At 47.0% G+C, this 24,054-nt stretch carries 23 protein-coding genes; 13 read left to right on the top strand and 10 right to left on the bottom strand.

Annotated elements, in window-relative coordinates; genetic code table 11:
* Positions 1-62: 62 nt before the first annotated feature.
* From porQ to KVT36_RS17060, 5 genes are all read right to left on the bottom strand, one after another.
* Positions 63-1,115 (bottom strand): type IX secretion system protein PorQ, encoded by a 1,053-nt coding sequence (gene porQ / locus KVT36_RS17080; protein ID WP_217604685.1) that lies wholly within the window; start codon positions 1,113-1,115, stop codon positions 63-65.
* A 198-nt stretch (positions 1,116-1,313) separates the two neighbouring features.
* On the bottom strand, positions 1,314-3,716 hold the full coding sequence (lon, locus tag KVT36_RS17075; protein ID WP_217604684.1) for an endopeptidase La: 2,403 nt from the start codon (positions 3,714-3,716) through the stop codon (positions 1,314-1,316).
* A 290-nt stretch (positions 3,717-4,006) separates the two neighbouring features.
* Complete coding sequence (locus tag KVT36_RS17070) at positions 4,007-4,630, bottom strand: porin family protein (protein ID WP_217604683.1); 624 nt, start codon at positions 4,628-4,630, stop codon at positions 4,007-4,009.
* 176 nt (positions 4,631-4,806) lie between these two features.
* Positions 4,807-5,730, bottom strand: coding sequence for a hypothetical protein (locus tag KVT36_RS17065; RefSeq protein ID WP_217604682.1), 924 nt, complete (start codon positions 5,728-5,730; stop codon positions 4,807-4,809).
* Positions 5,731-5,808: 78 nt separating this feature from the next.
* Complete coding sequence (locus KVT36_RS17060) at positions 5,809-7,074, bottom strand: metallophosphoesterase (protein ID WP_217604681.1); 1,266 nt, start codon at positions 7,072-7,074, stop codon at positions 5,809-5,811.
* Positions 7,075-7,344: 270 nt separating this feature from the next.
* On the opposite strand from KVT36_RS17060, the gene KVT36_RS17055 reads away from it, so the two are divergent.
* From KVT36_RS17055 to KVT36_RS17015, 9 genes are all read left to right on the top strand, one after another.
* Positions 7,345-8,025, top strand: coding sequence for a metal-dependent hydrolase (locus KVT36_RS17055; RefSeq protein ID WP_217604680.1), 681 nt, complete (start codon positions 7,345-7,347; stop codon positions 8,023-8,025).
* A gap of 123 nt (positions 8,026-8,148) precedes the next feature.
* Entirely contained in the window at positions 8,149-8,970 is an 822-nt protein-coding gene (locus KVT36_RS17050; protein WP_217604679.1) for a ParA family protein, read from the top strand.
* Positions 8,954-9,874 carry a ParB/RepB/Spo0J family partition protein gene (locus tag KVT36_RS17045; RefSeq protein WP_217604678.1) on the top strand — a complete coding sequence of 307 codons (921 nt, stop codon included), beginning with the start codon at positions 8,954-8,956 and terminating at the stop codon, positions 9,872-9,874. The genes KVT36_RS17050 and KVT36_RS17045 overlap by 17 nt, the downstream gene beginning before the upstream one ends.
* Positions 9,861-10,547: a DUF5683 domain-containing protein gene (locus tag KVT36_RS32755; RefSeq protein ID WP_217604703.1), complete on the top strand. Its 687-nt coding sequence runs from the start codon at positions 9,861-9,863 to the stop codon at positions 10,545-10,547. The genes KVT36_RS17045 and KVT36_RS32755 overlap by 14 nt, the downstream gene beginning before the upstream one ends.
* Before the next feature lie 20 nt (positions 10,548-10,567).
* The gene (dapB, locus tag KVT36_RS17035; protein ID WP_217604677.1) at positions 10,568-11,284 is read left to right on the top strand and encodes a 4-hydroxy-tetrahydrodipicolinate reductase; all 717 of its coding nucleotides are present in this window, start codon (positions 10,568-10,570) and stop codon (positions 11,282-11,284) included.
* A gap of 69 nt (positions 11,285-11,353) precedes the next feature.
* On the top strand, positions 11,354-11,770 hold the full coding sequence (locus KVT36_RS17030) for an Rrf2 family transcriptional regulator (RefSeq protein ID WP_217604676.1): 417 nt from the start codon (positions 11,354-11,356) through the stop codon (positions 11,768-11,770).
* Positions 11,771-12,014: 244 nt separating this feature from the next.
* Positions 12,015-12,698, top strand: coding sequence for a phosphoadenylyl-sulfate reductase (locus tag KVT36_RS17025; protein WP_217604675.1), 684 nt, complete (start codon positions 12,015-12,017; stop codon positions 12,696-12,698).
* A gap of 255 nt (positions 12,699-12,953) precedes the next feature.
* A complete protein-coding gene (gene cysD / locus KVT36_RS17020; RefSeq protein WP_089913463.1) occupies positions 12,954-13,862 on the top strand; it encodes a sulfate adenylyltransferase subunit CysD in 909 nt (302 codons plus the stop codon).
* A gap of 107 nt (positions 13,863-13,969) precedes the next feature.
* Complete coding sequence (locus tag KVT36_RS17015; RefSeq protein ID WP_217604674.1) at positions 13,970-15,217, top strand: sulfate adenylyltransferase subunit 1; 1,248 nt, start codon at positions 13,970-13,972, stop codon at positions 15,215-15,217.
* Between the two features lie 148 nt (positions 15,218-15,365).
* Here the strand turns inward: KVT36_RS17015 and KVT36_RS17010 are convergent, their stop codons facing one another.
* A complete protein-coding gene (locus KVT36_RS17010; protein ID WP_217604673.1) occupies positions 15,366-16,181 on the bottom strand; it encodes a glycerophosphodiester phosphodiesterase family protein in 816 nt (271 codons plus the stop codon).
* 225 nt (positions 16,182-16,406) lie between these two features.
* Between KVT36_RS17010 and KVT36_RS17005 the strand changes: the two genes are divergently transcribed.
* Positions 16,407-17,015 carry a serine hydrolase gene (locus KVT36_RS17005; protein ID WP_217604672.1) on the top strand — a complete coding sequence of 203 codons (609 nt, stop codon included), beginning with the start codon at positions 16,407-16,409 and terminating at the stop codon, positions 17,013-17,015.
* A gap of 6 nt (positions 17,016-17,021) precedes the next feature.
* Here the strand turns inward: KVT36_RS17005 and KVT36_RS17000 are convergent, their stop codons facing one another.
* Positions 17,022-17,960, bottom strand: a complete 939-nt coding sequence (locus KVT36_RS17000) for an NAD-dependent epimerase/dehydratase family protein (protein WP_217604671.1) — start codon at positions 17,958-17,960, stop codon at positions 17,022-17,024.
* Positions 17,961-18,173: 213 nt separating this feature from the next.
* On the opposite strand from KVT36_RS17000, the gene kdsA reads away from it, so the two are divergent.
* Together kdsA and KVT36_RS16990 are read left to right on the top strand one after the other, a co-directional pair.
* Positions 18,174-19,013 (top strand): 3-deoxy-8-phosphooctulonate synthase, encoded by an 840-nt coding sequence (gene kdsA / locus KVT36_RS16995; RefSeq protein ID WP_217604670.1) that lies wholly within the window; start codon positions 18,174-18,176, stop codon positions 19,011-19,013.
* 48 nt (positions 19,014-19,061) lie between these two features.
* Entirely contained in the window at positions 19,062-19,469 is a 408-nt protein-coding gene (locus KVT36_RS16990; RefSeq protein WP_217604669.1) for a hypothetical protein, read from the top strand.
* Between the two features lie 89 nt (positions 19,470-19,558).
* Here KVT36_RS16990 and KVT36_RS16985 read toward each other — a convergent pair whose 3' ends face one another.
* The 3 genes from KVT36_RS16985 to KVT36_RS16975 all read right to left on the bottom strand — a co-directional run bounded on the left by KVT36_RS16985 (position 19,559) and on the right by KVT36_RS16975 (position 21,395).
* Positions 19,559-20,314 carry a DUF4382 domain-containing protein gene (locus KVT36_RS16985; protein ID WP_254640057.1) on the bottom strand — a complete coding sequence of 252 codons (756 nt, stop codon included), beginning with the start codon at positions 20,312-20,314 and terminating at the stop codon, positions 19,559-19,561.
* 236 nt (positions 20,315-20,550) lie between these two features.
* Positions 20,551-21,120, bottom strand: coding sequence for a thioredoxin family protein (locus KVT36_RS16980; protein WP_217604667.1), 570 nt, complete (start codon positions 21,118-21,120; stop codon positions 20,551-20,553).
* Positions 21,121-21,173: 53 nt separating this feature from the next.
* A complete protein-coding gene (locus tag KVT36_RS16975; protein WP_089914236.1) occupies positions 21,174-21,395 on the bottom strand; it encodes a PspC domain-containing protein in 222 nt (73 codons plus the stop codon).
* Between the two features lie 340 nt (positions 21,396-21,735).
* Between KVT36_RS16975 and KVT36_RS16970 the strand changes: the two genes are divergently transcribed.
* On the top strand, positions 21,736-24,006 hold the full coding sequence (locus KVT36_RS16970; protein WP_217604666.1) for an aconitate hydratase: 2,271 nt from the start codon (positions 21,736-21,738) through the stop codon (positions 24,004-24,006).
* The last annotated feature ends 48 nt before the right edge of the window (positions 24,007-24,054 follow it).

Raw genomic sequence — 24,054 nt, 5'->3', positions numbered from 1 at the left:
ACATTAGCATATAACACATCAGCACATTCATCTGCACATATGCATATTTGCACATCTGCACATTAGTTTAGCAATCCCCACTGCTGTAAAGGAAAGTTAATACCTAACTGGTTAAAAGCGGCTGCGCGCTGGTACCAGGAGCGGGCATACCGTAGCTGGATCTTTTTTGTAACAATACCGATGCCTGCGCCAAACCCGCCCAGGCCCTGCTGCCCGGATACAGCCAGCTCCTGCCGGCGTAAATGGTTGTAAGATACGGTCAGCTCAACATACCGCCCTATCTCCCACTGGGCGGCCAGCACTACATGGCGGAACAGCTTATCAAATGTTTTGCTGCCGGTACCGGTCGTATCCCCGTTTGAAACCAACCCTTCATCTTCCAGCGCAGGATCCGCATAACGGATATCAAACTGGTATAAGTGATGCAAGGTAGCGGAAAGCTGCAACGGTAAATGCTGCAGGCGTTTGGAAATACCTATCTGCAGATCAAAGGGTAAAGGCTCTTTATTATCATTCACATAACTGCTTAGCTGGGCGCCCATATTACGGGCCACCAGCCCTATTTGCAGCTGCCGGGCGGTATCCTGGTAAGTAATACCCACGTCTGCCGCCAAACCGCTGGAACCATATTGCTGATAACGGGAATGGATATATTTTAAATTGATGCCATAATACCAGCGCTCCAAATACTGGCGGCTGGCCGATAGCTGCCATGCAATATCCCGCGGTTTAAAAGTGCCCTGCACATTGCCCGCAGCATCTGTTTGTGTAAGCGTACCATAATGTACATATTGCACGCTGCCGGCGAAAGTGGTTTGCAGCTTATCCGCATAATATCCCAGCATGGCATGACCATAATTCACATCCGCAAAATAGCTGGTATAGTTCACCTGTAAATGCCCGTGCATGGAAGGGCGCAGCAAAGCGGGATTTACCAGCGTCAGGGAAAGATCATTATTCTGCTGGCTTACATTCATGCTACCCAAGGCGGTAAGCTGCGGAGCAGCCGGCAGGTCCAGGAAAGGGAAAACGCTTTTGCCCCCCAGCACCTGCGCAAAACCCAGGGAAGAGATACATAGGATACTGAGGATGAGGAAAGAAGCGCGGCGTAACATTAAGACACAAATTAGGAATAATTACGAATTATCAGTTACGAAATGCGCCCAACGCATAACGCAGAAGGCTTAACGCTTAATGCCCCATGCAGAAAAAAATAACGCCTGATGCTACGAACGCTTCATGTAGTATACTTACATCAGCGTTCAGCATCAGGCGTTCAGCGTTAGGCCTTAAGCATTCAGCGTAACCTCTAATTACTTCTTCAGCAGCGCTATATCCAGCACCTGCGTCATTTCTTTTACAAAATGGAACTTCAGGCCTTTGATATAGTCCGGGTTAATGTCTTTAATATCTTTCTCATTCTGCCAGCAAAGCAATATTTCCTTAATACCGGCGCGTTTGGCAGCCAGTATTTTTTCCTTGATGCCACCTACCGGTAATACTTGTCCGCGCAGGGTAATTTCACCCGTCATGGCCAGGTAAGGTTTTACCTTACGGCCGGTGTAGGCAGAAGATAATGCGGTTAGCATAGTTACGCCTGCACTGGGGCCATCTTTAGGTACAGCGCCTTCCGGCACGTGCACATGCACATTTTTATGCGCAAATACTTTTGGATCTATCTTATAATCTGAAGCATTGGCCTGCAGGTAGCTCAGCGCCGTGGACACAGATTCCTTCATCACGTTCCCTAAATTACCCGTCAGCTTTAATTCTCCCTTACCTTCGCTCAGGCTGGTTTCTATAAACAGTATATCGCCGCCTACATAGGTCCAGGCCAGGCCTACAGCCACACCAGGAGGGTTCCCTACTTTATACAGCTCGTTGGAGTAGCGGGATTTGCCCAGGATCTTAGCCAGCATTTCTTCGGTAAGCGTATCAGGCAGCTTCTCATCCAGCGCTACATTCTTAGCCAGGGAGCGCATTATAGATGCCAGTAAACGGTCCAGCTCACGTACGCCGCTTTCCCGGGTATATTCCTGTACCATTTTAGTAAGCACCTGGCCGGGAAATTTGATCTTCACATCCTTCAGGCCATGCATTTCCCGCTGTTTGGGCACCAGATGGCGTTTGGCTATTTCCACCTTTTCCTCTATTGAATACCCGCTCAGGTCAATGATCTCCAAACGGTCACGCAGGGCAGGGTTTATAGCCGCAATATTATTGGCAGTAGCAATGAACAATACTTTGCTCAGGTCATATTCCAGCTCCAGGTAATTATCGTAAAAGGTGCTGTTCTGCTCAGGATCCAGCACTTCCAGTAATGCGGAGCTGGGATCGCCACGGAAATCATTGCCTATCTTATCTATCTCATCCAGGATCATTACCGGGTTGGAGGATCTTGTTTTGCGGATGGATTGCAAAATGCGGCCAGGCATCGCCCCGATATAGGTTTTACGGTGGCCGCGGATCTCGCTTTCATCATGCAAACCGCCTAAGCTTAAACGTACATATTTACGGCCAATAGCATTGGCAATAGAACGGCCTAAGGATGTTTTACCAATACCCGGAGGGCCCACAAAACACAGGATAGGCGATTTCATATCCCCCTTCAGCTTCAGTACGGCGAGGTATTCAAGGATGCGTTCTTTGATCTTGTCCATCCCGTAATGGTCATTATCCAGCACTTTCTGCGCTTTCTTCAGGTCGTAGCTATCCAGGGTATACTCCTGCCAGGGCAGGTCCAGCATAAGGTCAAGGTGGTTGTACACCACGCTGTAATCCGGTGTGCTGGGATGCATGCGCTCCAGCTTTTCCACTCCTTTACGGAACAGGTCTGCAGCAGATTCTGTCCACTTTTTCTGTTCTGCTTTGCGCTGCATTTCGCGGATCTCGCGATCATTGGTATCACCGCCCAGTTCTTCCTTAATGGATTTCAGCTGCTGCTGCAGGAAGTATTCCCGCTGCTGCTTATCCAGGTCGGCTTTGGTTTTGTTGGTGATCTTATTTTTCAGCTCTGCCAGCTGCAGCTCTACCTGCAATAACTTCAGCAGGGTTTCTGCACGGGTGCGCAGGTTGTTGATCTCCAGCAGTTCCTGTTTATCTTTTAATTCACTGTTCAGGTTAGAGGAAACAAAGTGCACCAGGAAGGCTGCATTTTCAATATTCTTTAATATTACGCTGGCTTCAGACGGTAAGTTGGGCGATAGCTGGATGATCTGCCCGGCCAGGTCCTTAATAGATGAAATGTAGGCGTCAAACTCGGCGTCGTCCTCTCCTACTTCATCGTTTAATATGGTAATGTTGGCTTTGAAATACGGATCTTCCGTTGTGATGGCATCTATCTTAAAACGTTTGCGCCCCTGTATAATGATGGTGGTGCCGCCGTCCGGCATTTTAATGAGCTTTACAATGCGGGCTACAGTGCCTACGCTGGCCAGATCGGCAATTATAGGATCTTCTACCGTACTGTCTTTTTGCGCTACCACACCAATCAATTTGTCAGTCCGGTACGCATCATTCACCGCCTTTATAGATTTGTCCCTGCCTACGGTAATGGGCAATACCACACCGGGAAACAGAACTGTATTTCTTAATGGTAATATGGAAAGTTCATCGGGTATTTTATCATCTTCCTGACCATCAACATCCTCGTTCAAAGGGATTATCGGCATAAACTCCATCTCCTCTTCCGGATTCGCTAAATAAAATCTATTCATCGCAATAGTTTAATTCCATGTGAAGGTAGACAATTTGTCAGCCCAAAGGCTATGTTACCCCCTATTTTTAGTATTATAGTATATGGTTCAAGGATAATGCCACATAAATTTTGAATTACGAATTGCGAACTGGAATGCAGTGGATGGATTAGTGGGGATGAGAGCTAAATTGATCAACTAGCAATTAGCATGCAGTAAATGATGGAAATGCAATTGAGCAAAATACTATAAATTAAAAAGCCTGCATTTAAGATGCAGGCCTTTTAATTTATACAGTACTCAATTCGTAATTACAACGTTACACCCACGCCCAGCTGAATAGACTGGTTTTTCCAGTTGCTGGTATTAGCTACATCGCTTGCATTTTTCACATCGGTAAAACCAATGATGTAACGGGCGCTGATGTTCACAATAGGCAGCTGTATCCATAAGCCGGCTGCGCCTGCTACGTCGCTGCCTTTAAAGGCATCTTTAGTACCTTCCAGGGCATTCTTGCCACCCAGCAATGCGCTGAACTGGGGACCTACCTGCAGCTTCAAACGGGGCGTACCTAAATTGAAGTTAGCCAGGATGGGAATGCTTAAATAATTTAAGCTGATCTTTTTGTTGTCGTTGGATGGATCGTTCAGGTTATCTGTATTATAGATCTCACTGAAATTATCCGTTGTTTTTGTTTTGGTGGAAGAGAAGATCAATTCACCCTGTACACCAAAACCTTTTACCAGGTTTACCTGCGCAAAACCGCCCAGGTGATAGCCCAGCTTAAATCCGTCATTGTAACCGGTACCATCCAGTTTACCAAGGTTTGCACCTCCTTTAAATCCAAAGCGTAATAGTCTGTCCTGAGCATGGGCGGTAGAAAATGAAAAAGCAGTTACGACAAGTACTGCCACCGCAAGAATCAGTTTTTTCATGTGCAGTTGTTTTGATTTGATGGTGTTTTTCTATTGATATGACTTCTGCTTATAGACGGAATCTGTTTCCTTTTCCCCTACACAGCATTGTTATTTTTTTGTAGTAGCAAAATCTATGCTATGTTTCTTAAACATTCATAAACTGTGCTCAACACAATAAAAAAACCGGTAATCTGTTAAAATTCAAAACTAACTTTAGCGGTGAAGTAACTCATAATACTGGTATCTTCTCCCTGCAGGGGTTTAAATACCGTGTAAGCCGGCGCCAGGGTAAAGCGGCCTATGAGGTAAGAGCAATTTAGGGTCAGATCCAGCGCGCGGGGCTCAAAGCCGGTATGGTCACTGGATTCCATGGGCTGGCCATTCACATTCTTTTTACTTTTTTTAATATCCTGTTTGATCTTTGCAGAGCGGGATATGTACTGGAAGGCCTTCATATTGCTGTAATAATGCGCAGTGCCCATAGTTAACCCAAGAGAAGGTGTAATGAGCAATACATCATCATACTTTAATACATCCATAAAAATAAACGGATGGCGTACGGCCAGTATCATATTAAAATCCCTGCCGGATTCTGTAGTGGTCACCTCATCCCGTATCCGGATGGGCAAACGGCCTATTTGCCGGTAAGAGGTAGTGGTACCTGTTTGCTGTCCCCAGCCAAAATCCAGGCTAATGCCGGGCTGCAGCCACCAGCCACGGTAATAGAAGTAGGCAAACAATTCATTTTTTATAGGGGTAAGCGGTACATCACTGGAGTCTGAAAAAAAGTAATGGGTATACGAAATACCAGCCAGGAACTTCCGGCTTTTCGTGTAGTCGTAACCGGCAGAGAGGTCCCATTCAAACCAGGGATTCTTTTCTGAATCTGTAAGATAGTAACCGCTCAGCGATCCAAAAAAACCGGACTTATGATAGTAGGCAACAGAGGGCGAGAGAAAAGTCTTCATTACGATGGGCCGCTCAAAGTTGGTTGTTTTGCTGCCATAAGCAGGGTTATTACCGTAGCCTATACTTAACAGCACATCGTTCGTAGCCTGTTTTTGCAACAGGGAATCCAGCTGCCGTTCCAGCTCTGCCAGTGATTGTCCTGCAACCATCCGGCTGCAGCATAATAGGGATAAAAGTATAATGCACCGGTGTTTCCACATGGACGCAAGATAGGAGATTTCGGGAACCTACGCCAACTCTATCACCGTAATTTCCGGCAATATGCCTACGCGGCCGGGATAACCTAAAAAGCCGTAACCACGGTTCACATACAGGCGTTGGGCGCCTTCCTTATACAGGCCGGCCCATTCCTTATAAAAGTACTGGGCAGGGCTCCAGCGCACACCGGGTATTTCCACACCAAACTGCATACCATGGGTATGGCCGGCCAGCATCAGATCTATATCCGGGTATTCCGGGCGTACCTGGGCATCCCAATGGGTGGGATCGTGCGACAATAATATTTTAAAGGGAATGTGGGAGCTGCCTTCATATGCCTTTTTCAGATCGCCGTACTTGGGAAAACGGCTCATGGCGCTCCAGTTCTCAATGCCTATCAATGCTATCTGCTGTCCATCGCGTTCCAGTACTACGTGCTCATTCATCAGCAGGCGCCAGCCTAATTCGCCATGGATCTGTTTCAGGCGGTCCAGGTTCTGGGCGCGCTGGTGGCTGTAACCGGTTTCATCGCGGTCCGGCCAGGGGTAATAGTCGCCATAATCATGGTTACCCAGGGTAGAATATACGCCCATAGGGGCTTTTAGCTGGTTAAACACATCCATGTAACCGTCCATTTCCGTGGCGCGGTCATTTACCAGGTCGCCGGTAAACAGGATCAGGTCGGCCTGCTGGGCCTTGATCAGCTCTATCCCTTTCAGCACGGCCTCCTTGTTATTAAAGCTGCCGGAGTGCACGTCAGAGATCTGTACAATGCGCAGCCCTTTAAATGCCTGCGGCAGGTTCTTAAAGGCCAGCTTCATTTTGTGAACGCGGTAATTGTATTTATTGGAGAAGCCGTAAGTAAGGGTGGCAAACAAGCTGCCGCCCATTAACAGGCCCATTTTGGTAAGGAACTGCGATCGGGAAATGCCTGCAGGCAGCTCGCCCGCTGTGGGGGCTGGCCGGTTACCAAACCGTTGTATGAGCCACATAATGCCCCGGCGTATATCATCTACCAGCAGGAACAGGGTTACCAGCAGCTTGGCCATTACCAGCCCTATAAGCACCGCCATCACGTAAGAGCGTACAATAGGCTTCCAGTCGTGCCAATGCAGGTAAGGCAGCAATACAATGGTAAGGATACAGGCAATGGATATCAGCCAGTAAATGCCGTACACAATGCCACGGGTGCGGGGAGCGGCCCCGTTCATAATAGCCCGTATACCCATAAAAACGTAAATATCCAGGCAAATGATCAATAATATAAGAACAAGCGAATTAACTCCTGAGCGCATGGTATTAGTAAAGTTATATGTGTCAAATTGATGAAGACGATTGACGATCCGTCATATTGTATGACCACATCAAAAATGTTGCTACAATTATGCAGGGAGCACATCCCTGGCTGCAAAAGCTTCATTTCCATCCTATTAACATTAAACTCCACCAATTTTTGTGAATAAATAAATAAGTGGGCACCGCATATATTAGCCTAATCGTTGTATTTTTGTCACATTCGGGATGTTGTATCAATAATGAACCATTCATTATAAAGCAGTTAGCCAATGCAATTTACTTATTACGGCCATTCTTGTTTTTCGGTAGAGATCCAGGGCAAAAAGATCCTTTTTGACCCCTTCATTACCTATAATGAGCTGGCTAAAGCGGTGGATGTGAACACGATAGGTGCAGATTACATCTTTGTTTCCCATGGGCATGACGACCATGTGGCCGACCTGGTGAACCTGGCCCGCCGTACAAATGCTACTGTAGTAGGCAGCTATGAGCTGGCTACCTGGGCCGGTAAGCAGGGTATTGAAAAAACCCATCCCATGAACACGGGTGGTAAGTGGCAGTTTGACTTTGGCACGGTAAAATGCGTAGTGGCCCACCACTCCAGCGGCTTGCCGGACGGGTCCTATGGCGGTAATCCCTTAGGGTTCATTTTCACTACCCCGGCAGGTAACTTTTATTATAGCGGCGATACAGCCCTCACCTTTGATATGGAGCTGGTGCCCCGCTTTGCTAAATTAGATTTTGCAGTGCTGCCTATTGGCGATAATTTTACCATGGGCGTAGAGGACGCCATTATTGCCGCAGAGTTTATAGAATGTAAGCGTATTATAGGAGTTCATTACGATACTTTTGGGTTTATTAAGATAGACACGGACAAAGCCAAACAGGCTTTTGCGGATGCCGGACTGGAGCTGTTGCTTCCGGAGATCAATAGCACGATCAGCCTTTAGCGGTTAGCATTTAGCCGTTAGCTTTAACAAACGGCCATTGCTAAAAACTAATCAACCAACAGCTAAGAGTTTATTTATTATCCTATTATCCTATAAATAACCTAAGAATATTCAATTTAACAAATGGCAAGAACAATCGCAATCGCCAATCAAAAAGGGGGCGTAGGTAAAACCACCAGCGCAATAAACCTGGCCAGCAGCCTGGCCGTGCTGGAATTTAAAACCTTGCTGGTAGACGCAGACCCGCAGGCGAACAGCACCACCGGGTTGGGTTTTGACCTGCGTAACATACAGCAAAGCCTGTATGATTGCATGGTGAATGATGTGCAGGCCAAAGATGTGGTACTGGAATCAGATACCCCGAACCTGAAAGTGCTGCCCGCCCATATTGACCTGGTAGGTGCGGAGCTGGAGCTGATCAACCACCCCAGCCGTGAGCAGGTGATGAAACAGGTGATAGATTCCGTGAAGCAGGATTATGATTTTGTGATTGTAGACTGCTCCCCTTCCCTGGGCCTGATCACCGTGAATGCCCTGGTGGCTTCCGATTCTGTGATCATACCCGTACAGTGCGAGTTCTTTGCACTGGAAGGTTTGGGTAAGTTGCTGAATACCATTAAGATCGTTCAAAGCAGGCTGAATACATCCCTCGAAATAGAAGGCATTCTGATGACCATGTACGATGGCCGTTTGCGCCTGAGCAACCAGGTGGTGGACGAGGTAAAACAACACTTTGAAGAAAGCGTATTCAATACGATCATTCACCGTAATACCAAACTGGGTGAAGCGCCCAGCTTCGGTAAATCCGTGATCATGTATGATGCTGCCAGCACCGGCGCCATTAACTATCTGAACCTGGCCAAAGAAATATTACAGAAGAATAACTTTACAAAAATTAACTTAGAAGATAAAATACTAGCCATAAACGATGACCAATCCGAGTAAGAAAGAGGCGTTGGGAAAAGGCATCCGCTCGCTGCTGCAAAACATTGATACTGATCTGAAACAAACTTCCAGTGCCCTGGGAGATAAAGTGGTGGCTGCCGCTACCGGTATTGAGCGTATTCCGCTGGATCAGATCGAGGTGAACCCAAAGCAGCCGCGGCGTGACTTTGATGAGCAGGCGTTACAGGAGTTGAGCCATTCCATTAAGCTGCACGATATTATACAGCCCATTACCGTAGCCAAAGTTGGTAAAAAGTTCCAGCTGATAGCAGGTGAAAGGCGTTTACGCGCCAGCAAAATGGCCGGCATAAAGGATATTCCCGCGTATGTACGGCAGGCCAATGACCAGGAATTGCTGGAGCTGGCCCTGCTGGAAAACCTGCAAAGGGAAAACCTGAATGCTATAGAAATTGGCCTGAGCTACAAACGCCTGATGGATGAATGCACCTTTACACAGGAGCAGGTGGCCGACCGGATGGGCAAAGAAAGAAGCACCGTTACCAATTATATCCGCTTACTGAAGCTGCCCCCTGATATACAGGTAGCAGTGCGCAATGCGCAGATCAGCATGGGCCATGCCCGCGCGCTGATCGGTGTGGAGAACGTAGAAAAACAGCTGTTCATTTTTAACGAGGTGGTTAAGAACGGTCTTTCCGTACGCCAGGCAGAAGAGCTGGTAAGAAAGGTGAACCATGTTGAAAAAGGAACTGTTAAAAAACCAATAAAAAATTCCCTTCCCCCGGCATATCAGAAAATAGAAGATAACTTAGCCTCTCATTTTGCAACTAAAGTATTGCTGGATAGATCAAAGACGGGTAAAGGCAGTGTTACGATTGAATTTTACTCAGACGAAGAGCTGGACAGCATACTGGAAAAAATAGATTTATACGGTGGCAAAAAATAAGGCCGGGCATACATTTCACTACCTACTATGCCGTTTCCTCCTTCTCCTGCTTATAGCTGGCTGCACCTGCAGGCCGTTATACGCGCAGGATACCATTATTCCCAACACATTGAAGCCTGGTACGGATACTACGCACAAACCTGCTGCTAAAAAGGATTCCGTTATTGTATCCGGCTTGTTTAAGAATCCCCACAGTCCGCGTAAGGCTGCCTTCTACTCTGCCGTGGTGCCGGGTTTGGGCCAGGCCTATAACCGCGAGTACTGGAAAATACCTTTGGTATATGCCGCTATGGGCATTTCCGCCGGTTTTTTTATCGGCAACTTTAACTACTATAAAGACTACCGCGATGCTTACCGCATTCGTATGGATGGTAATGCCAATACGGTTGACAAGTATGCGGAGATCTATAATAATGCAGAATCCCTGAAGATCCTGCGCGATGCCTACCGGCAGTACGTGGATTATTCCGTGCTGGTATTTATACTGGCCTATGGCCTGAATATTATTGATGCCACGGTGTTTGCACACCTGCGCGACTGGAATATGAATGACGACCTGAGTATGCGGGTTGTTCCCAAAATGCTGGATAACCGCTCCCTGGGTTTAAGCCTGCAAATAAACCTGGGTAAGGTAAAGGGAAAGAATAAAGGTGGATGGGTTTTCGGAAAATAGTTAAGTAATCAGATCAATTTATGAAAATAGCACTTATCGGATACGGTAAAATGGGAAAGGCTATAGAAGCCATTGCAACAGCGAAAGGACATACAGTGATTCATCGTATAGACCTGGACAATAAACACCTGCTGGAAAAGGAACACCTGCAGCAGGCCGATGTAGCTATTGAATTTACCACCCCGGAAACCGCCTATTCCAATATACTGAAATGTTTTGAAGCCAATGTACCGGTGGTATGCGGCACTACAGGCTGGCTGGAAAAGCTGCCGGATGTAAAGGCACACTGCCTGGAAAAACACCAGGGCTTCCTGTACGCCAGTAACTTCAGCATTGGGGTGAATATTTTTTTCGAGATCAATAAACGCCTAGCAGAGCTGATGTCTACCCAGTCCCAGTATGATGTGAAGATGGAAGAGATCCACCATACCCAGAAGAAGGATGCGCCCAGCGGCACAGCCATTACACTGGCAGAGCATATCCTGGATAAGCTGGACCGTAAGGCCGGCTGGGTGAACCAGGAAAGCAGCCAGCCGCAGGAGCTGTCCATCATCAGCAAACGGGAAGACCCCGCCCCAGGTACCCATAGTATTACCTACACCTCTGCTATTGACGATATCTCCATTACCCATACGGCCCACTCCCGCGAGGGATTTGCTGCCGGCGCTGTAATAGCAGCTGAATGGCTGAATGGCAAAAAGGGCATCTTTACCATGAAGGACGTGCTTAGCCTGTAAACTTCAAACTTTTAAATATATTTGCCAGCAATTCGCACATCTGGGTGAGGAGATGCAAATCGTTTTTATATGCTTTCAAAAAAAACACAATATGCCTTTCATGCCTTGATACACCTGGCAGAAAATGCAGATAAGGGTCCCGTTCTGATTTCGGAGATTGCCCAGGAAAAGAATATTTCCATTAAGTTCCTGGAAAATATACTGCTGGAATTAAAGAATGCCGGAATTTTGGGGAGTAAGAAAGGAAAAGGTGGTGGATATTACCTGATGCGCACGCCCAAGGAAATACCGCTGGCCCGCATTATACGCTTGCTGGACGGGCCTATAGCCCTGCTGCCATGCGTAAGCCTGAACTATTATGAGCGCTGTGAAACCTGTAAGAACGAAGCCGTTTGCGGGTTGAACGAGGTAATGTCGAAGGTGAGGGATGCAACGCTTAAATTGCTGGAAAACAAAACATTGAAAGACATTCTTACACGTAATTAGCTGCAGCTACCAAACTTTGGTAGCTGCTTTTTATTGGCCTTTACAGCAACCCCATCCTCTGAAATCCCTCCTTCTTCTTTATGATCTGTTGCTTATGTTGCAGGCGTTTGGCCTGCTGCGGTGGCTTATGCTCTGCAGGTCCTCCCCCGTTTTGTCAGCCGTGCATAAATTCTTAACTATTTTTACCCCTATATCCTATAGTTTTTATAGGATTTATGTATTTTTGCTCTAGCTAAGGAAGTACATGACAGACATTAAAACCGCATTGGCAGGACTGTCTGAAACAGCTGCCATTCAATATCTTACAGAACAGTTTCCGGGTGCTGTGGCTTTTTCCACCTCTTTTGGACAGGAAGACCAGGTACTGGCGGATATGATCTGGCGCAATAAATTACCCGTACGGGTGTTTACGCTGGACACCGGCCGCCTGTTCCAGGAAACCTATGAGCTGATGGACCTTACCCGCGCCCGCTACAAACAGCCCTTTGAAACTTATTTCCCTGAAACCGCTGCCGTGGAAAAACTGGTAGCGGAAAAAGGCTTTAACAGCTTTTATGATTCGGTGGAGAACCGCAAGGAGTGTTGTTTCATTCGTAAAGTAGTACCGCTGAACCGTGCGTTACAGGGCGTTAAAGTATGGATCACGGGCCTGCGGGCAGAGCAATCCGAGAACCGGCAGGCACTGGAAGCCCTGGAATGGGACGAAGCCCGCGGGTTATACAAATTTAACCCCCTGGTGAACTGGACCTATGAGGAAATGCTGGCCTACCTGGACAAGCACAACGTACCCTTCAACAAATTGCACAACCAGGGCTTTGTAAGCATCGGCTGCGCCCCCTGTACCCGCGCCATTGAGCCGGGAGAGCATCCCCGCGCGGGCCGCTGGTGGTGGGAGCAATCCAAGAAAGAGTGCGGGCTCCACGGCTAATTAATTAAGAATTAAGAATGAATAATTAAGGGGCAGGATAGCGTGAGAGAGAAGTCCTTAATGGTTTATTGTTAATTTGTAAATAGTTAAATAAAATGAATGAATAATTACGCCGCCGTAGTAACTTGAAGCGTTAATGATTCATTTAATTGTTAAAGTAAATAATTGATGATAATTAAGAAAACAGGCTTATCCCGCAGTAGTGGATCCACGATTATTAATTCTTAATTATTCATTATTAATTATAACGTAGTTATGAGTAATCAAATAAATTGGGAGTTTCCGCAGGCATTGGAAGATGAAGCGATCTATATTCTCCGTGAAACCGCCGCCCAGTTTGAACGGCCGGCTATCCTGTTTTCAGGCGGTAAAGATTCTATTACCATTGTGCGCCTGGCGCAAAAGGCATTTTACCCCGGTAAAATACCTTTTCCCCTGCTGCATATTGATACCGGCCATAACTTCCCGGAAACCATTGAGTTCCGCGATCAGCTGGTAGCTTCCCTGGGTGTAGACCTGGTGGTGCGTAATGTGCAGGATAGCATTAACCAGGGTAAGGTGCAGGAAGAAACCGGTAAGTATGCCAGCCGTAACGCCTTACAAACCGTTACCCTGCTGGATGCCATCGAGGAAATGAAGTATGATGCCTGTATTGGCGGCGCCCGCCGTGATGAGGAAAAAGCCCGCGCCAAGGAAAGGATCTTTTCTGTACGCGACGAGTTTGGGCAGTGGAACGCCAAAATGCAGCGCCCGGAGCTGTTTGATATGCTGAATGGTAAAATTCATATAGGCGAAGGCGTGAGAGTGTTCCCCATCTCCAACTGGACAGAGCTGGACGTATGGAACTACATCCGCCGCGAAAAGCTGGACATTCCTTCCATCTACTTCTCTCATGAAAGAGAGATCATAGAACGGGATGGCATGTACTGGCCGTACTCCCCTTTTCTGAACACCACGGAAGAAGAAGTACCTTTTAAACAGAAAGTACGTTTCCGTACCGTAGGCGATATGACCTGTACCGCAGCCGTGATCTCTGAAGCTGATAAGCTGGAAGATATTATCTCTGAAATACTGGAAGCCAAAATATCTGAAAGAGGCGCACGTATGGATGATAAGCGCTCTGAAGCCGCCATGGAGAAAAGAAAACAGGCGGGGTATTTTTAGGGAGCTGTTAGCTATTAGCTGTTGGCTTTTAGCTGCCCTCCGTATGATGATATAACTTATTACTACAATAATAAACCTAAGGCTAAAAGCCAAAAGCTAAATAAATTATGGAAGTATTACGTATAACCACTTCCGGTAGTGTGGATGATGGTAAAAGTACCCTGATAGGCCGTTTATTATACGATACCAACTCTATTCCCCAGGATAAGTTGGAAGCCCTGCATGCAGCCAGCAAACGCAAGGGGCTTGACTTTACAGACCTTTCCCTGTTAACAGACGGGTTGGTGGCTGAGCGGGAACAGGGCATTACCATTGATGTGGCGCATATCTATTTTTCTACCCCTACCCGTAAATACATTATTGCAGATACGCCCGGCCACGTGGAATATACACGTAACATGGTTACCGGCGCATCCAATGCGCAGGTGTCCCTGATACTGATAGACGCCCGTAAAGGCATTGTGGAGCAAACTTACCGGCACTTTTTTATAGCCAACCTGCTGCGCATTCCTCACCTGGTGGTATGCATCAATAAAATGGACCTGGTAGATTATGACCAGAACCGCTTTAACGAAATTGTTACGGATTTTCAGCAGCTGCTGGATAATGCCGCCTTCAAGGAACAGGTGGTACGGTTCATTCCCATTTCCTCCATTTACGGGGAAAACCTGGCTACCCGCTCTGAAAAAATAAACTGGTATAAGGGAGAAGCGTTACTGGAATACCTGGAACAGATCACCTTTGACCATGGCGATAGCAACCACCCGGCCCGTTTCCCGGTACAGCATGTAATACGGCCTAAAACCGACGCCTACCACGACTTCCGTGGTTTTGCCGGTAAAGTGGCCAGCGGCCATTTTAATGTGGGCGATGAGGTAATATCCCTGCCCTCCATGCAAACCAGCCGTATTAAAACTATACAGCAGTTTGAAACACAGTTAGCTACGGCCAATGCCCGCGAAAGTGTAGTGATAACGCTGGAAAACGAGATAGATACCAGCCGTGGTAACATGCTGGCCAAACCCGGCCAGGAGCCTGCTGCGCTGAAAGAGATCAGTGCGCACATTTGCTGGATGGACCAGACCAAGCTTGTGCCCGGCAAAACCTACCTGCTGCAGCACGGCATTAACCGCGTAAAAGCCAAAGTACAGGGTATACAACATGTAATAGAAGTTACCACCAACCGTACTATTGAAGATAAGAAAGAGCTGGGCCTGAACGATATTGGAAAGATCACCCTTAAAACCGCCCATCCTATTTTTGCAGATGCTTACCATGTAAACCCCGCCAATGGCGCATTTATACTGGTAGATGAGCATAGCAATGCTACGGTAGCAGTGGGATTCGTTGAGTAATTAATAATGAAGAATGAATAATTAATAATAAAGAGGGCGATACTTCAATTGAAATATCGCCCTCTTTATTTTGCTGGCTGCGGAAAATGTATTTCACTGAAATACCATTCCTACGATTATTAATTATTCATTCTTCATTATTAATTACCTACCGGAAGTACTTATCAAACTCTGAATCCAGCTGAAAGTAAAGCACGCCCCAGTTTTTCAGCCGGGCTATATCGCGTGCAGCCGCTGCATAAGCAACCCTTGACCTGCCCTTGTATTTAGCCCAGTTAATTACGCCTACCACCATAATATTCTGCGCCTGCGCCCACTTCACATCATCTTCCGACATGGTGCTCACATCCCCGAAAAGGTAGTAGTAATCCGGGTTATAGCCGGGTTTCAGAATATTTATTTCCAGCTGCTGACGGGTGCAGCTAAGCTTTACCTTACCGGTAAAATAGTCGGTAGATTCATCGGCCCCGATCATCAGGGCCTGCTTATCCAGGCCGTATTGCTGTAATAAGTTCACCACCTGCCCCATTAACAGGGTGTCGCCACTAGCGATCTTATTATCCAGCATTACCTGTATATGGCCGCTGGCCGCTGCCAGCGCATCTTCCAGGCGCAACACCTGGCTGCCTCTGGGTGTACGCAGCTCACTGATCTCTTCCCATGACATAGCGCTCACGGGTTTATCCACCCCATAATAACGTTTAAAGTTATTATCGTGGTTAATGATCATTACACTGTCTTTGGTAAGGCGCAGGTCCATCTCCACCATCCAGTAACCGCGTTCTATAGCATCCTGCAGGGCGGCCATGCTGTTCTCTGCATTGGAGGTGTCCACTACCCCGCCCCGGTGCGCGATCAGGAAATAGCGGCCAAATCCCTTGCTGGGACCTTGCTGGCCAAAGGCGGTGTGGGCTAGCAAACAAAAGCTTAGCAGCAGAAAAAGGTCCCCCGTTTTTTTTCTCATAAAAAATGTAACAGATTTCAAATGATAAATTAGCAAGAATGGCATATTCATCAAAATGAAAGTTTTATTAATATTATACAATGGGAAGGTTAATTACAAGTTTATTTTTGTTGATTTTGGTTGGTAGCGCTCATGCTCAGCAATCGGCCCTGGATACTGCTGCATCACTGACCAGGAATCCAGCTATTTATGCACTGCTTGTTGCCCAGCATAATAACGTTAAATATGAAAAATATTGTAACGGTAAAAATGCAAATGATCTTTTCAACAGTCAATCTCTCACCAAAGATGAATGTCTTTATTGGTTGGTATACTATCAACAAGGGTTACATTCAGTCGGCAGATGAACCCCTGTCCCGTTTTTTCCCATCGCTTTTGCAGGATAAAGATAAAAGAAAACAACGGGTTACCATCCGGGAAGTCATGAACCAGGCTTCCGGCCTATGGCATGAGGACCTGGAAAGCCTGGGAGGGGTAAAAGCTTACCTGGACCTGCCCAACCCTTCCCAAAAGGTGTTAACCGCTGAAATGGTTAGTAACCCGGCAGACAGCTTCCATTACAGCAATGCGGTAACCCACCTGTTATCCGTGATCATTACCAATACCAGCGGCCTTAGTACCCGCGATTTTGCGCAAAAATATTTGTTTGATCCATTAGGCATCCAAACCTATAACTGGTCTAAAATGAAGGATGGGTATTATGACGGCAGCGGTTTACTGGGCCTGGAAATGCACACCCGGGATATTTATAAGATCGGGCAGCTGGTTTTAAATGATGGTAAGTATGGCGGTAAACACGGCGTACTCCCCATGGTGCTAAAGCTGTTGCAATAAAGAACCTTACAGGTTCTTCAACATATCCGTTACCATTTTAGGCAGGTCATAATCCGGCTTCCAGCCCCAGTCTTTGCGGGCCAGTTCATCATTAATGCTCTTGGGCCAGCCGTCTGCGATCTGCTGCCGGTAATCGGGTTGGTAGCTGATAGTAAAGTCAGGGATATGCTTTTTGATCTCTGCAGCTATCTCTTTGGGTGAAAAACTCATAGCGCCCAGGTTGTAGGAGGAGCGTACTGATATTTTAGACTGCGCTGCTTCCATCAGCTCAATGGTAGCGCGGATGGCATCCGGCATATACATCATGGGCAGATAAGTATCTTCGGAAAGGAAGCAGGTATACTTTTTCTCTTCCAGCGCTTCGTGGAAGATCTCAATGGCATAGTCTGTAGTACCGCCACCAGGTGCGGATTTATAGCTGATCAGCCCCGGGTAGCGCAGGCTTCTTACATCCACGCCATAACGGTGGTTGTAGTACTCGCACCAGCGCTCACCGGCAAATTTACTGATGCCGTAAATGGTAGTAGGTTCTATAACTGTATGCTGCGGGGTGGTTTCTTTAGGGGAATTAGGGCCAAATACGGCAATGGAGCTGGGCCAGTATACTTTATCCAGGCCTTCTTCCTTGGCAATATCCAGCACGTTTAAAAGGCTTTGCATGTTGATATGCCATGCCAGCAAAGGATTTTTTTCACCGGTAGCAGAAAGGATGGCGGCCAGCAGGTAGATCTGGGTAATGTTATGGCGGATAACCAGCACGTGCAGCATTTCTTTGTTCATTACATCCAGCGATACATAAGGGCCGGAGCCTTTCAGCAGCTCATGCTCCTCACGCAGGTCAGATGCTACAACGTTGGTATCCCCATATATTTTACGTAGCGTCAGGGTAAGCTCCACGCCTATTTGCCCGCAGGCGCCTATTACCAGTATTTTATCCTTTTTCATTTCGCGTATTTAAGTGCAGCACACATTTGATCCGTAATATTAATGGCTTCAGGGAATATTAAGAACATTGCACACGGGTACATGACAATGATTCAACAATCTTCTCTTTACATCATTAGCATAACCGGTGGTGATGATTGGCCGGTTACAATATTATGACAATTTAAACATTTAGCGGATTCCGTACCTTTACGTCCTCAAATTAAAATGCAGATGAATCATTTGAAATCTTTGTTCAAAGAGCAATATAATCCTGACAATTTTTTCCTGATAGCCGGCCCCTGTGTAGTGGAAAGCGAGGAGCTGTTAACAACCGTGGCAGAGAAGGTTTCCGGCATCTGCAAGCGGCTGAACATCCCTTATATTTTCAAAGCATCGTACCGCAAGGCTAACCGCACCAGCATTCATTCCTTTACCGGTATGGGCGATGTGGAAGGGCTGGACCTGCTGCAAAAAACCGGGCAAACCTTTAACCTGCCGGTAACTTCTGATATTCACTCTGCCGCAGAAGCAGCTATGGCAGCCGCTTATGTGGATGTGCTGCAGATACCGGCCTTTTTATGCCGGCAAACAGACATTCTGCTGGCAGCCGCAGAAACCGGCAAGGTAGTGAACGTAAAAAAGGGACAGTTTGTGAGTGGCGACGCTATGAAGTTTGCCGTGGAAAAAATTAAACAGGCGGGCAATAACCAGGTGATACTTACAGAACGCGGTACCACTTTTGGCTACCAGGACCTGGTAGTGGACTACCGTAACATTCCCATTATGCGCGGGCATGGCGTACCGGTGGTAATGGATTGCACCCACTCCCTGCAGCAGCCTAATCAAACCAGCGGCGTTACCGGCGGTAATCCGCAAATGATCAGCACTATAGCCAAGGCAGCGATTGCTACCGGGGCAGACGGGCTGTTCATAGAAACGCATCCTGATCCTTCCAAAGCCTTATCAGACGGGGCTAACATGCTGCGCCTGGATCTGCTGGAGGAGCTGCTGGAACAGCTGGTTCGTATACGGGAAGCCGTGAGTAAAAATGTAACCGCTCCCCACCGTTAGTGTGCACAATTTTTATTATATTCATACCACACTAAAAACAATTTCACCATGATCCGTTTACATGACGTTAAAGCAGGTGATACAGTGTTAGTATCGTATGAAGGAGAGCTGCTGGAAGGCAAGGTACTGGAAGTGAACCCTGAGGACAGACAGGCTTGTGTACTGACCCATGAACAGCAGGAATTCTGGTACTCGCTGGATGACCTGTATGAAATTCCCCTGGATGAATCACAGCTGCTGAAGCTGAAGTTCCAGAAAGATGAATCGGCCGCTACCGGCAATGGCCATACAGCGGTGTATGTACGGGGGCCTTTCAGCGTACAGCTGGCCCAGGAAGGCGGCCACGATATAACCCGCCTGGCCTACCGTGATGAGCACCGGGAAATCAAGGGCGCGCTTACCGTGAACCAGCTCCAGAATCATTATCATATCATGACTAATTTCCACTTAGATTAGCTGAAAGCATAAGGCATAAAGCAAAAAGCTGATTGTCGCGAATATCTGCGAGGCAATCAGCTTTTTGCTTTATGCTTTTTCCTTTATGCTTACTTCAATTTTACGGTATCCACAGTGGTAACCTGACCTAATGTTACGGTTACCCCATCTTTCACAATTGTATTCAGTAATGTATCTGAGGGAATAAAGTGCAGCGTATAAGTACCGGCATTAATACCTTTGATCAGGTAATGACCATGATCAGTATAAGTGCTGGCTACCGTATCATTACCATTGAGCGCTAATACAGCCGTGGCAATGGAATCCGGTGTTGTTACACCCCTGATAGCACCACCCTGCGCCTGCATAAAACCCCTGATAACAGGCTTAAGCATAAATTTGCCGGCAGCACCTGCTTCATGGATAGACTTTGCTACGTCGAAATCCAGCACCAGTTTGTAAAGCACATCGCCGGTTACATCTGAATTCAATTTCAGTTTAAGACCGGATGATTGCCCGCTGGGTGTTTGCAGATGAACGGAATCGCCGTCATGAGTTACTACCCAGTTGTCATCGCCCAATACCAGGCGGATCTCTTTGATAGTACCTGATTTAATGTAAGCATCAGCCAGCACAGTGTCTTTATCATTCACCAGTGTAAGCAGGTTGTAACGGCCTTTTCTGAAACCGGATAATGACTGCCAGCCATTATCATCACTGTCGGTATAATTAATATTCACATCCTGTACATCAATATAAACGGCTTTAAAATCACCCGGTCCGTCAGTAAGCGCTACCTGTAAATGTGCCTGCCCGCTATTGTTCTCATTTTTGGAACAGGACGAAAAGTAACATAGGCCAGCCAAAGCAAGTGTGCCTGTAAGTAGGTTTCTCAATGAATTGCTCATAAAAGTGTATTGGTTTTAGTATCGCCTTTTTTGCGGCTTTCTCGGATTTAGATATGGTTTGTTAAAGAAAGTTTAAATACGCATTAAAAAAAATCATCCGTGACAACATATATCCAGCCTTACATAAAATAAAAATGCCGATTGTGTTAGCAATCAGCATTTTGTATATTTCTTAATAATTATAGTGTTTTGCCTTACTTCACTGTTTCCATCTTCCACTTAATATTACACCCCACACTGGGTTTTTGCAATGGGCTTACGGGCTGCCCATCCAGCAGGGCATTAAGTGCCGCGCGCACATCCTTGCCATTCAGGGGCTGATCATTTCCGGGACGGGCATCATCCAGCTGCCCGCGGTATACCAGCTGCAGTGACTGATCATAAATAAAAAAGTCGGGGGTACAGGCGGCCTGGTAGGCATGCGCTGTTTCCTGGCTTTCATCGTATAAGTAAGGAAAAGTATAATCCAGCTCAATGGCTACTTCCCGCATATGCGCAGGCCCGTCTTCAGGGTATTGCTGCGCATCATTGGCGCTGATGGCCAGGAAGCGGATGCCTTTGGCAATATATTCCTTGGAAAGCCGCACCAGCTCAGGTTGTATGTAACGCACAAACGGACAGTGATTACAAATGAACATCACCACGGTACCAATGGCAGCCGGTGATTCTTTTAACTGCAGCCATTTACCTGATATAACATCCAGCAATTTAAAGTCGGGGGCAGGCGTTCCTAACGGAACCATGTGGGAGGGTGTGCGGGCCATGGCTAAATTTTTAGTAGTTCAAAGGGGATGCAATACCTGCGTTTGCAATTGTTCTACAAATACCTCAACGGATTGCGACGGGCGTTGAGAATATAATTTTTCATGTTTACCCAAAAAGCCAGGATCATGTAAATAATTACCGGTGATCCCATAGTAAGGAAAGATGTGTAGATAAAAAACAAGCGGATACGGGAGGTAGCCACCCCTAGCTTATCTCCAATAGCGGCACAGACTCCGAACGCCTGCCATTCCACAAAATCCTTAAAGCGCTTCATGACTTCAAATTTATTAAAATCCGGTGTGAAAACCAAGAGAACGCTGTGAGTGCAGCCCGCTGTTGGCCGCCTGAAAGCCGTAATGCACGGACTATCAACCGGGATCTTCTGATCTTTTTATCGCCTTTTATGTTAAATTCCTCACCTGCAAAAGCCCCGGAACAGCAAACACTGCATCCTAACTATGTATTATAGAATGATTTATAATAGTTTATGAAAAACATATGCATTAAATGCAGCTATAAACTGTGCAGGATCGAGCGCTTAGTATTTTAAAAACTTCGTGATTTTAGTTAATTTCGCGGTGCAATTTTTAACCGCACTTAAATATTTATTTCTCATGGTGTTTGATATTGAAATGATTAAAGGAGTGTACGCGGCACTACCGGGTAAAGTGGAAGCTACCCGCAAAATGTTAGGCCGTCCGCTTACATTGGCAGAAAAGATCTTATATGCTCACCTGTATGCACCTGCTACTTCGCCGTTTGCAAGAGGCAAATCCTACGTAGAATTTGCCCCGGACCGTGTAGCCATGCAGGATGCCACCGCCCAGATGGCCTTGTTACAGTTCATGACCTGCGGGCGCGATAAAGTAGCGGTTCCATCCACTGTACACTGTGATCACCTCATTCAAGCCAAAACAGGCGCGGTAGCTGACCTGGCCACGGCAAAAGACACCAATAAGGAAGTTTACGAATTTCTCTCCTCAATCTCTAATAAATACGGTATCGGTTTCTGGAAACCCGGTGCAGGCATCATTCACCAGGTAGTGCTGGAGAACTATGCATTTCCCGGTGGTATGATGATCGGTACGGATTCCCACACGCCCAATGCGGGCGGTTTAGGTATGTTAGCCATTGGCGTAGGCGGTGCAGACGCTGTAGACGTAATGGCCGGCCTGCCCTGGGAACTGAAAATGCCTAAGCTGATCGGTGTAAAGCTGACCGGTAAAATGAGCGGCTGGACCTCTGCCAAAGACGTGATCCTGAAAGTAGCCGGCATCCTGACCGTAAAAGGCGGTACCGGTGCTATTGTTGAATATTTTGGCGAAGGCGCAGATAGCCTGAGCGCTACCGGTAAAGCTACCATCTGTAACATGGGTGCGGAAATAGGTGCTACCTGTTCCGTATTCGCCTATGATGATAAAATGGCTGCTTACCTGAAAGGCACCGGCCGTGCAGATGTTGCTGCCCTGGCTGATGCTGTAAAAGAGCACCTGCGTCCTGACCCGGAAGTATATACCGGTTCTGATAAGTTCTATGACCAGGTGATTGAAATAGACCTGAATGAGCTGGAACCTTATGTGAATGGTCCTTTTACTCCGGACCTGGCGTGGCCTATCTCTAAATTTGCACAGGCAGTTAAAGAAAACAACTGGCCGGAAAAACTGGAAGTAGCCCTGATAGGCTCCTGCACCAACTCTTCCTACGAAGATATTTCCCGTTCTGCCTCCCTGGCCAAACAAGCCATTGACAAGAACCTGGATGTAAGATCCGAATTTACCATTACCCCCGGTTCTGAGCTGGTACGTTTCACCATTGAAAGAGATGGCCTGCTGGATACCTTTGACAAAATAGGCGGTGTGGTGCTGGCCAATGCCTGCGGTCCCTGTATCGGGCAATGGGCGCGTCATATAGACGATCCTAACCGTAAGAACTCTATCATTACCTCCTTTAACCGCAACTTTGCAAAACGTAATGACGGCCTGGCCTCTACGCACGCATTTGTGGCTTCTCCGGAAATAGTAACGGCGCTGGCCATTGCCGGCAACCTGACCTTTAACCCGCTGACAGATAAGCTGAAAACCAAAGACGGTAAAGAAGTAATGCTGGATGAACCTACCGGTTACGAAATGCCTTCCAAAGGCTTTGCTGTAGAAGATGCGGGTTACCAGGCTCCTGCTGCCGATGGCCGCGGTGTACAGGTAGTTGTATCCCCCACAAGCGACCGTTTGGAGCTACTGGCTCCGTTCAGCGCCTGGGAAGGTGTTGACCTGAAAGGTTTGAAGCTGCTGATCAAAGCAAAAGGTAAATGTACTACGGACCAAATTTCCATGGCCGGCCCCTGGTTAAAATACCGTGGACACCTGGATAATATCTCCAACAACATGCTGATAGGCGCAGTAAATGCCTTTAACGATAAAACCGATACCGTTAAGAATGAGCTGACAGGCGAATACGGCCCGGTACCGGCTACCCAGCGCGCTTACAAAGCTGCAGGCATTGGTTCTGTGGTGGTGGGCGATGAAAACTATGGGGAAGGTTCCAGCCGCGAGCACGCAGCTATGGAGCCCCGCCACCTGGGTGTAAGAGCCATCCTGGTAAAATCATTTGCACGCATACACGAAACCAACCTGAAAAAACAGGGTATGCTGGCACTGACCTTTGTGGATAAGGATGATTACGAAAAGATCCAGGAAGATGATACGTTTGATATTATTGGCCTGACTGATTTTACGCCCGGCAAAACCCTGACCGTAGTAGTTAATCACAAAAACGGCACCAGCGATAGCATTACCGTAAACCACACTTATAACGAACAACAGATCGAGTGGTTTAAAGCCGGTGGCGCACTGAATGTGATCCGCTCCGAATTCGCAAAAGCGAAATAATTAAGAATTAAGATTAAGAATGAATAATAAAGAGCACTGGTGTTACAA

Source organism: Chitinophaga sp. GbtcB8, from assembly GCF_019091455.1.
Taxonomy (GTDB): Bacteria; Bacteroidota; Bacteroidia; order Chitinophagales; family Chitinophagaceae; genus Chitinophaga.
The sequence above is the reverse complement of the archived record's forward strand: the minus strand, read 5'-3'. Positions and strand labels throughout refer to the sequence as shown.

Excerpts from the sequence above, each read along its gene's own strand:
- KVT36_RS17000 (WP_217604671.1), bottom strand. The coding sequence starts at position 17,960 with ATGAAAAAGGATAAAATACTGGTAATAGGCGCCTGCGGGCAAATAGGC.
- KVT36_RS17070 (WP_217604683.1), bottom strand. The coding sequence starts at position 4,630 with ATGAAAAAACTGATTCTTGCGGTGGCAGTACTTGTCGTAACTGCTTTT.
- KVT36_RS17055 (WP_217604680.1), top strand. The coding sequence starts at position 7,345 with ATGCAATTTACTTATTACGGCCATTCTTGTTTTTCGGTAGAGATCCAG.
- KVT36_RS17015 (WP_217604674.1), top strand. The coding sequence starts at position 13,970 with ATGGAAGTATTACGTATAACCACTTCCGGTAGTGTGGATGATGGTAAA.
- KVT36_RS17065 (WP_217604682.1), bottom strand. The coding sequence starts at position 5,730 with ATGGTTGCAGGACAATCACTGGCAGAGCTGGAACGGCAGCTGGATTCC.
- porQ (WP_217604685.1), bottom strand. The coding sequence starts at position 1,115 with ATGTTACGCCGCGCTTCTTTCCTCATCCTCAGTATCCTATGTATCTCT.
- dapB (WP_217604677.1), top strand. The coding sequence starts at position 10,568 with ATGAAAATAGCACTTATCGGATACGGTAAAATGGGAAAGGCTATAGAA.
- kdsA (WP_217604670.1), top strand. The coding sequence starts at position 18,174 with ATGAATCATTTGAAATCTTTGTTCAAAGAGCAATATAATCCTGACAAT.
- KVT36_RS17025 (WP_217604675.1), top strand. The coding sequence starts at position 12,015 with ATGACAGACATTAAAACCGCATTGGCAGGACTGTCTGAAACAGCTGCC.
- KVT36_RS17050 (WP_217604679.1), top strand. The coding sequence starts at position 8,149 with ATGGCAAGAACAATCGCAATCGCCAATCAAAAAGGGGGCGTAGGTAAA.
- KVT36_RS17030 (WP_217604676.1), top strand. The coding sequence starts at position 11,354 with ATGCTTTCAAAAAAAACACAATATGCCTTTCATGCCTTGATACACCTG.
- KVT36_RS16990 (WP_217604669.1), top strand. The coding sequence starts at position 19,062 with ATGATCCGTTTACATGACGTTAAAGCAGGTGATACAGTGTTAGTATCG.
- KVT36_RS16975 (WP_089914236.1), bottom strand. The coding sequence starts at position 21,395 with ATGAAGCGCTTTAAGGATTTTGTGGAATGGCAGGCGTTCGGAGTCTGT.
- KVT36_RS17045 (WP_217604678.1), top strand. The coding sequence starts at position 8,954 with ATGACCAATCCGAGTAAGAAAGAGGCGTTGGGAAAAGGCATCCGCTCG.
- KVT36_RS16970 (WP_217604666.1), top strand. The coding sequence starts at position 21,736 with ATGGTGTTTGATATTGAAATGATTAAAGGAGTGTACGCGGCACTACCG.
- cysD (WP_089913463.1), top strand. The coding sequence starts at position 12,954 with ATGAGTAATCAAATAAATTGGGAGTTTCCGCAGGCATTGGAAGATGAA.
- lon (WP_217604684.1), bottom strand. The coding sequence starts at position 3,716 with ATGAATAGATTTTATTTAGCGAATCCGGAAGAGGAGATGGAGTTTATG.
- KVT36_RS17010 (WP_217604673.1), bottom strand. The coding sequence starts at position 16,181 with ATGAGAAAAAAAACGGGGGACCTTTTTCTGCTGCTAAGCTTTTGTTTG.
- KVT36_RS17005 (WP_217604672.1), top strand. The coding sequence starts at position 16,407 with ATGAAAAATATTGTAACGGTAAAAATGCAAATGATCTTTTCAACAGTC.
- KVT36_RS16980 (WP_217604667.1), bottom strand. The coding sequence starts at position 21,120 with ATGGCCCGCACACCCTCCCACATGGTTCCGTTAGGAACGCCTGCCCCC.
- KVT36_RS17060 (WP_217604681.1), bottom strand. The coding sequence starts at position 7,074 with ATGCGCTCAGGAGTTAATTCGCTTGTTCTTATATTATTGATCATTTGC.